Origin of the sequence: Arthrobacter sp. HMWF013 (assembly GCF_003061105.1) — a bacterium.
Taxonomy (GTDB): Bacteria; Actinomycetota; Actinomycetes; order Actinomycetales; family Micrococcaceae; genus Arthrobacter.
In genome coordinates this window covers 1-7,666 of record NZ_QAIQ01000014.1, presented here as the reverse complement: position 1 = coordinate 7,666, position 7,666 = coordinate 1, and the positions used below count along the sequence as shown (strand labels likewise).

The window sequence follows — 7,666 nt, the reverse complement described above, 5'->3', positions numbered from 1 at the left end:
ATGCAAGGGTGACCCGGGAGGATGGCATGGCGGAGACGGCAACGGCAGGGCTGCTGGACGAGGTGATGGCCGAGCTGGCCGCGCTCGAAGACCCGAAGATGCGCGAGGCGAACCTGAAGCGCGGCGATGACCACGGGGTGAACCTGTCCAAGCTGCGCGCCGTCGCGAAACGGCTGAAGACACAGCAGGACCTCGCGCTCGCGCTCTGGGCGACGGACAATACCGCGGCGAGGCTGCTGGCGCTGCTGGTATGCCGGCCCAAGGCCTTTGACCGCGGCCAGCTGGACACCATGCTGCGCGAGGCACGGGCCCCCAAGGTGCACGACTGGCTGGTGAACTACGTGGTGAAGAACAGCCCGCACGCGGAAGATTTGCGCGTTGCCTGGACGGCGGATGCGGATCCCGTTGTCGCCAGCGCCGGATGGGCCCTCACCAGCGAACGGGTTGCCAAGAAGCCCGAAGGGCTCGACCTCCCGGCTCTGCTGGACACCATCGAGGCTGAGATGAAGGACGCTCCGGACCGGCTGCAGTGGGCGATGAACCAGGCGTTGGCTTTCATTGGGATCGAGCACGCGGACTACCGGGCCCGCGCGCTCGATATCGGCGAACGCCTGGAGGTCCTCAAGGACTACCCGACGCCGCCGAACTGCACCTCGCCGTTTGCGCCGAGCTGGATCAACGAAATGGTGAGCCGCCAGGCCACGGTATAGGCCTGAGTCTGCATGACGCCTCCCTACCCTCCGCTTTCTAGCGGCCGCAGTATGTTATAATTCCCCGCTTAGGCGTAGGATGTTCCTGCCGGGAGGCGAGGTTCAACAGCCTCCGTGTCGCCTGCCAAGGTCGGCAGGCACACCGCTAGGAGCTGGGGATCGGCGGATTCATATTTGCAGCATTTGCCCTGAAAGAACCCCAATATCAGCAAGAAAATCAGGCCGGAAACGGCCCTAATCTATTGAGTGGCGAGGACAGCGCAAGCAATGGCGCTGCCGGCCGCTCGCTTGATTTGAAAGGCGCAGCTCAGGCTGGGTGTTGCGGCCGGGTGGCTTTGGACGCTTGAAAGGGCTCCCGAAGCACGCACGGACCGGGCGAAAGCCGGATCCGCAAATTCCTGTTGTCACTGCCTTCGGCATCGTGCCCAGGGCATCTGCAGAAAGCCTGAAAAATGAAGCTATCACTCCGCCGCGTCCTGACGCTGTTCGCAGCATTGCTGTTCGCCCTGGCAACGGGCATGACTGCGGCATATGCGGTCACGGACTTCGATAACGCTCCCCAGGGAGCTCACTACGCCAACGGCTTTGGCGAGCCCGTCTGTACTTACGACACCCTCGACGACCTAACCGTAAACTGTACTAACACGGCGATCGCAGGCGTCGGGAATACGAACGCGACGGTGAGCTTGGCCGTCACGAGCACGTTCACTGGCGTGTGTCACAACCCGGGCGTGAACAGTAAGATCGTCGAGCCGTTCACGGAATCCGAGGAGACGACAACAACAAAGCAGCTTTTCCCGAGTAGAAATGGACGGCTGGTTGTGCCTGACCAGACCGCGACAGGAACGAGCACGGAGGAATTCTTGGATAACTTCAGCTGCCCCAACCCCAACTGGGAGCCTGAGGTAACCGATAGCGACGTAAGCTTTGTGTACACGCTGACCTTCGCGGGGTTCGACGAGCCCGCCATCCTGATCACGGGTTAGTCGACGCTCTTATGATGAAGTAGGGCAGGGCCCTGCTCAGCCACACAACAGTCTGCACAAAAAACGAAGCGGACGACACCGGGAGGTTCCGGCGTCGTCCGCTTCCTTTTGGTGAACAGTTCAGGCTCTGCCGGCCGTAATGCTAGCTGCGGACGCTGACAGTGAAGGTGTTGGGGCCGCTGCAGTGGACGGCGATGTGGCCCTTGGGTGCGTTTGTCCTGGCCGAAAGGTCGTTGACGATGCCCTCAAGAGTGTGGTCGATCGCAGACCGGTCCCAGATTTTCAGCGTTACGGAGTCAGTGGTTTCAAACGTCATTGTCAGTACTTTCGCTCGTGCAGTTGGTGGCTCTTCGTCATCATTGGAAGAGCCGCATCCTCGTCGGTGAGGATGGCTGAATTTGGTTATTGCGGGAAGGAGTCCCCTGTTCATGGTTCAGGGTGGCCGAGGGCGTTGGCAACCGAAATGCCGAAAGTGTGAGCGATTACACGCTCCTGCACTCCGGGGCCGGCCTTAGTTACGGACAGCGGCGTAAAGGTTCAGGGACGCCGAAAAAACCAGCCACGAAACGTTCGGCAGCATCAGCACTCCGGCCGTCCTGCTGATGGGGCCGAAGTGCGCCACCGTCAGGACCGCAGCCAGCAAGAGTGCGGCAAGCACCGCCAGCGCCAGCCAGAGTGCCGCGCTGCCCAGCAGGGGATACAGCCCGAAGAAGGTCATGGGCCAGAGCAGGTTCAGCGCCAGCTGGATGCCATAAAACCTGAGCGCGACGCGGCGCGGCAGGCGACGCTGCCGCCACACCAGCCATGCAGCGACGGCCATCGCCGCGTACAGCGTGAGCCAGACGGACGTGAACATCAGGCCCGGAGGGCTCCAGGGTGCCAGTTCCATTTGCCTGTACCAGCTGCCGCCGATGGCCGCGCGGACGGGGATGGAACCCACGAGTGAGACGGCCCAGGACAGCGCCAGGAATCCCATCAGGGCGGCGAGCTGCCGCCGCCGGGAAGGCTCGTGGACAGCCCGGGCAGGGGCTCCAGCGGGGTCATTTGCAGGCACTGACCTACTGTGGACAATGGCGGGTGCCCGCGTCAAACCGATGGTGGTCGCGGTGCCCTGACCAATATCCGCCGATCCGTCATGCTCGTCGCCATGCTGCTGGTCGCCACGCTGTTTGCCATAACTGCCGGGCATGCGTTCCGGAGTAATGCTCCTGCGCTGACGCAAACCCGTTGACTCCCCTACCCACCGGGAGTAATCTACAACCAAATGGTTGTAGATGAGCTCAGTGATTCCGACGTCGACCGCCTCTTCCAGGCGCTGGCGGACGGCACCCGGCGGGACATTGTCCGGCGGGTAACCCGGGACGGGTATTCCGTCTCGGGCCTCGCTGCCCTCTACGCCATGAGCTTCGCCGCCGTCCAGAAACATGTGGCGGTGCTGGAGCGCGCTTCCCTGGTGACCAAGGAGAAGCGCGGACGGGAGCAGATCGTGCGGGGAAACCATGAAGGACTGCAGAAGGCCCGCCGGCTGCTTGACGAGTATGACGCGATCTGGCGCCAGCGGGCCGAGCGGATCGCAGACATTCTGGCTGAAGAATAGGAAGGTAACGCAATGCCTGTTATCAGTTCCACCAAGAATCTCGAGGCACTCAGCCTCACCCTCGTGGCGGAGTTCGACGCCGGCGTCGAACGCGTCTGGCAGATCTGGGAAGATCCTCGACAGTTGGAACGGTGGTGGGGTCCGCCCGGCTATCCGGCAACGTTTGACCGCTTCGACTTCCAGCCCGGCGGAAAAGCGGACTATTACATGACGACACCTGAGGGGGAGAAGCCCCGCGGCTGGTGGCGGTTCACCGCCATCGAGGCGCCGCGGAAGCTTGAGTTCGACGACGGCTTCTCCGATGCTGATGGCGCCCCACAAGACGAATTTGGCAGCTCCCATGCCACCGTGAACCTGGAAGACCTCGGCGGCCGCACCCGGATGACCCTCATGTCCGCGTTCGAATCCGAAGAGCAGATGGAACAGATGGTCCAGATGGGCATGGAGGAAGGCCTGAAGGAGGCTGCGGGCCAGATCGACGCCATCCTCGCCGAACCCGCCCGCGCCCGGTAAGGGCCGGGACCGCAGCAGGCAGGAAGAGTACGACGGCGGGACGTCCCGCCGTCGTACTCTTCCTTTGTCCCTTGATGCTTAGCAGGCCTGGTTGAGCGCCGCGCTGGCCGCGTCCAGCATCTGGTTCCCCAACGCATTGAACGACGCCGGCGGCGATCCCGCGGGCGTCGCCACGGTCATTGCCAGTTGCCTGGAGCCGTCCAGGCTGCCCATCGCCAGTGAGGTGTAGCCCAGCACATCCCCGACGTGCCCGAAGTAACTGTTGTTGGAGCACTCGTCGTAGATTTTCATGAGGCCCAGCCCGTAATCTTCGCGTCCGCCCTTGAGCATCTCCTGAAACGTGGCCGGCTTGAGCAGTTTCCCACCCACCAGTGCCGCGAGGAAGGCGTTCAGGTCCGGGACCGTGGAAATCATGCCGCTGTCCGGGGCGTTCCGGTACATGGCCGGGCGGGTCACATCCACGCGGTCAAGGCCCAGCAGCGAGTACGCATGGACCATGCGCTCCCCGGCGTTCTCACCGCCCATCAGGTGCGTACCATCAAGCCCCAGGGGCTCCACGATGTCACTGTGCAGGACCTCGCCAATGCCGCGCCCCCGCAACCGCTCAACCAGGAGCGCCAACACTACATAGTTGGAGCCGGAGTAAGTAAACTCTTCAGGGCGCTGGCGGGGCCACGGCGCGCCGGCAGCGGCGGCCAGGCGGTCCGCATGGCTCATCGTCCTGGCTATGAGTTCGTTGAGGGTGGAAACCCGGCGCAGGGCGTCCCAGTATTCCGGAATTCCGGACCTGTGGTTCAGTACGCTGCGCACGGTGACCGGTCCAGGCGGACTGAGTACAGTCCCGATTTCCGGAAGATATTGGGCGATGGGGTCATCCAGCTCCACCTGCCCTTCCTCCACCAGCTTCATGACCGAAACGGCCACCATGGCTTTTGTGATGTCGCCAATCTGGACCTGGTCGGCGAGCTGGACCCGCTCCTGGCCCTCGTGGCTGCGGACGCCAACGGCCGTGGACCATTCACCGGTCCGTGCCTTGATCTGCATGATGACGGCGGAGGCGCCACCCGCCTGCAGGTCGTCTGCGTAGCGCTCCAGCACGCCGACGAACGCCGGCTTCTTCGAGGGCTCCGGTGTGCCGGGCCGCGCGGCAGAGGACTGTTCCTCAGGCGGACCAGGAGCCGGTGTGCACCCGACGAGCGGGGCAACCAGGGCCGTTGCCGTTGCCACGGCGGCAAGCCGGAAGAGGATCTTACGGCTGATGACTGTCCGCATGTCGGCCGGCTCAGGAGAGGCGTGCCACGCTTCGGCGGCCCGGACGCGGGACCGTGCCGTCCGAAAAGAGCTCCGGCGTAGCAGCCTGGATCCGTTTCACATCGTCAAAAACGCCCCGGAGGTGCAGCCGCAGTGAGCTGTCGGCGTCGTCCGGCTTGTCGGCCTCTAGGGCATCCACCACGGCGGTGTGCTGTTGGATCAGGGTTGAGACGGGCCTGGTGTCCAGCAGGCTCAGGCGGCGGGCACGGTCGAGGTGGGCCTTGGCGGAGTTGACGGCCGCCCACGCGGATTCGTGGCCGGCCAGCCGGAGAAGTTCCCGGTGGAAGTCCTCATCCAGGCGGAAGAACTCCTCAATATCCCCGGTCGAATCGGCGTCGGTCTGCTTTTCCAGGATCCGGCGCAGACCGGCAATGCCTTCGCTGTCCACTGTAAGGTCGCGCATCGAAGCGCACTCGATGGCCTCCCGGACAAACTGCGCTTCCGAGACCCGGGCAAGGTCCACCAGGGAGACGAACGAACCGATTTGGGGAAAGACCTGCACCAGCCCCTCCTCGCGGAGCAGAATCAGGCTCTCACGGACCGGCGTCCGGCTGACACCCAGTTCCTGCGCCAGCTCGTTTTCCGAGAGCGGCTCACCGGGCGGGAGCTGCAGGGAAATGATGCGTCGCCGAAGTGTTTCCAGGGTCTGGTCCCGGACGGACAGTCGCGGCGCGTGTCCCTTGCCGTTCTTCTCGGTTGCCATGAGCCCATTCTATTCTCTTGACACACTAGAATGGTAGTGCTTGTATGGTAGTAGTGAACGAGGTGCTGACGGTCACACTTTCCCGAAATTCGGCACGCTTCTACCGTTCTGACCTCCCCGTATTTCATCGCCTGCAAAGGAGCACCAGATGACTGAGAGCATCTCGCCGCCCATCACCAAGCCGGAAGCAAAACCCACCAAGGAACTGGCCAAAGTCGCCGTTTCGGGTTGGCTCGGAACCGCCATGGAATTCATGGACTTCCAGCTGTACTCGTTGGCCGCAGCCATCGTTTTCAACAAACTCTTCTTCCCGGACGTCAGCCCCATCATCGGCCTGATCGCCGCCATGGCAACCTACGGCGTGGGCTACGTTGCCCGCCTCGCCGGCGCCGTCTACTTCGGCCGCATGGGCGACCGGATCGGCCGCAAGAAGGTCCTCTTCATCACCATCGCCCTGATGGGCGCGTCCACAACGCTGATCGGGGTCCTCCCCACCTACGCCATGATCGGCGTCTGGGCCCCCATCATGCTGGTCGCGCTGCGCCTGGCGCAGGGTTTCGGTGCCGGCGCCGAGATCGCCGGTGCAACCGTGATGCTGGCGGAGTTCGCTCCCGCACGCCGCCGCGGCCTCATCTCCTCGCTCGTCTGCCTCGGCACGAACTCCGGAACCCTCGCGGCCTCCGCGATCTGGGCAATCCTCGTCTCCACCCTGTCTGAAGCAGACCTGCTCAGCTGGGGCTGGCGCATCCCGTTCCTGTTCAGCTTCGTGCTCATGATTTTCGCCGTCTGGGTCCGCCGTTCCGTCAAGGAAAGCCCGGTGTTCGAAGAGCGGGCCGACGTGGTGGATGGTGTTGCACTGTCCAAGCGCGAAATCGCCGCCGCGGAAGAGCTCGCCAAGACCAGAACCATCGAAGCAGCCCTGCACCAGCGCAAGGGCAAGGCGTTCCTCATCGCCCTGGGCCTGCGCTTCGGCCAGGCAGGAAACTCCGGCCTGATCCAGACCTTCCTCATCGGTTACCTCGCCACCGTCCTCCTCGTCGATAAGAGTGTGGGCACCACGGCCATCATGTACGGCTCCCTGGTCGGCTTTGTCACCATCCCCGTCATGGGCATGCTGGGTGACCGCTTCGGCCGCCGGCCGCTCTACCTGGTGCTGAGCTCCCTCACCGCGCTGTTCGCCATCCCCATGCTGATGATGGTCACCAGCGGCAACACGGCCCTCATCACGGTGGCCATGGTCATCGGCCTGAACCTGGGCGTCCTGAGCCTCTTCGCCATGGAGAGCGTCACCATGGCCGAATTCTTCGGAGCCCGGACCCGCTTCACCCAGCTCGCCCTGGCCAAGGAAATCGGCGGCATCTTGGCCACCGCCATCGGGCCGCTGCTCGCCGCCACCCTCACCGCCATCACCGGGCACTGGTGGCCGCTGGCCGCAATGCTCATCGCCTACTCGCTCATCACCCTGATCTCAGCCTTTGTTGGACCCGAGGTCCGTGGCCGCGACATGGTCCGCCTGGAAGACGCTGTATGAAAGCCGTCGTGGTCCACGGCGCCAATGATCTCCGCATCGATGACCGGCCCGAGCCCGTTGCGGGCCCCGGGGAAGTCATCATCGACGTCGAATGGGGCGGGATCTGCGGCTCGGACCTGTCCTACTGGCGCCACGGCGCCTCGGGGACGGCGGCGCTGAAATCGCCGCTCGTCCTCGGGCACGAGGTGGCCGGCCGGATCGCCCGGCTGGGCTCGGGAGTGCAGAACCTCGACGTCGGCCAGCCGGTCACCGTCCACCCGGCCGAACTCGTGGGCGATGGCATCATGCCGGACCGCCTGGCAGGCCGCACCAACC

10 protein-coding genes are annotated in these 7,666 nt (G+C 64.0%); 6 read left to right on the top strand and 4 right to left on the bottom strand.

Going from position 1 to position 7,666, the window contains the following annotated elements; translation table 11 throughout:
- Window positions 1–26 precede the first annotated feature (26 nt).
- Entirely contained in the window at window positions 27–710 is a 684-nt protein-coding gene (locus DBR22_RS00525; protein WP_108597290.1) for a DNA alkylation repair protein, read from the top strand.
- 452 nt (window positions 711–1,162) lie between these two features.
- Window positions 1,163–1,696 (top strand): hypothetical protein, encoded by a 534-nt coding sequence (locus tag DBR22_RS00520; protein WP_108597288.1) that lies wholly within the window; start codon window positions 1,163–1,165, stop codon window positions 1,694–1,696.
- Between the two features lie 142 nt (window positions 1,697–1,838).
- Here the strand turns inward: DBR22_RS00520 and DBR22_RS23645 are convergent, their stop codons facing one another.
- Entirely contained in the window at window positions 1,839–2,012 is a 174-nt protein-coding gene (locus tag DBR22_RS23645) for a hypothetical protein (protein ID WP_181364963.1), read from the bottom strand.
- A 195-nt stretch (window positions 2,013–2,207) separates the two neighbouring features.
- On the bottom strand, window positions 2,208–2,750 hold the full coding sequence (locus tag DBR22_RS00515; RefSeq protein WP_258228992.1) for a TspO/MBR family protein: 543 nt from the start codon (window positions 2,748–2,750) through the stop codon (window positions 2,208–2,210).
- Window positions 2,751–2,960: 210 nt separating this feature from the next.
- On the opposite strand from DBR22_RS00515, the gene DBR22_RS00510 reads away from it, so the two are divergent.
- Together DBR22_RS00510 and DBR22_RS00505 are read left to right on the top strand one after the other, a co-directional pair.
- A complete protein-coding gene (locus DBR22_RS00510) occupies window positions 2,961–3,293 on the top strand; it encodes an ArsR/SmtB family transcription factor (RefSeq protein WP_108597287.1) in 333 nt (110 codons plus the stop codon).
- Between the two features lie 12 nt (window positions 3,294–3,305).
- A complete protein-coding gene (locus DBR22_RS00505) occupies window positions 3,306–3,806 on the top strand; it encodes an SRPBCC family protein (protein ID WP_108597286.1) in 501 nt (166 codons plus the stop codon).
- A gap of 78 nt (window positions 3,807–3,884) precedes the next feature.
- Here the strand turns inward: DBR22_RS00505 and DBR22_RS00500 are convergent, their stop codons facing one another.
- Window positions 3,885–5,078, bottom strand: a complete 1,194-nt coding sequence (locus tag DBR22_RS00500) for a serine hydrolase domain-containing protein (protein ID WP_108597285.1) — start codon at window positions 5,076–5,078, stop codon at window positions 3,885–3,887.
- A gap of 10 nt (window positions 5,079–5,088) precedes the next feature.
- Entirely contained in the window at window positions 5,089–5,820 is a 732-nt protein-coding gene (locus DBR22_RS00495; RefSeq protein WP_108597284.1) for a GntR family transcriptional regulator, read from the bottom strand.
- Window positions 5,821–5,968: 148 nt separating this feature from the next.
- On the opposite strand from DBR22_RS00495, the gene DBR22_RS00490 reads away from it, so the two are divergent.
- Entirely contained in the window at window positions 5,969–7,351 is a 1,383-nt protein-coding gene (locus DBR22_RS00490; RefSeq protein ID WP_108597283.1) for an MFS transporter, read from the top strand.
- Window positions 7,348–7,666: alcohol dehydrogenase catalytic domain-containing protein (locus DBR22_RS00485; RefSeq protein ID WP_181364962.1), on the top strand; the 319-nt coding region annotated here is incomplete at its 3' end. The genes DBR22_RS00490 and DBR22_RS00485, both read left to right, overlap by 4 nt.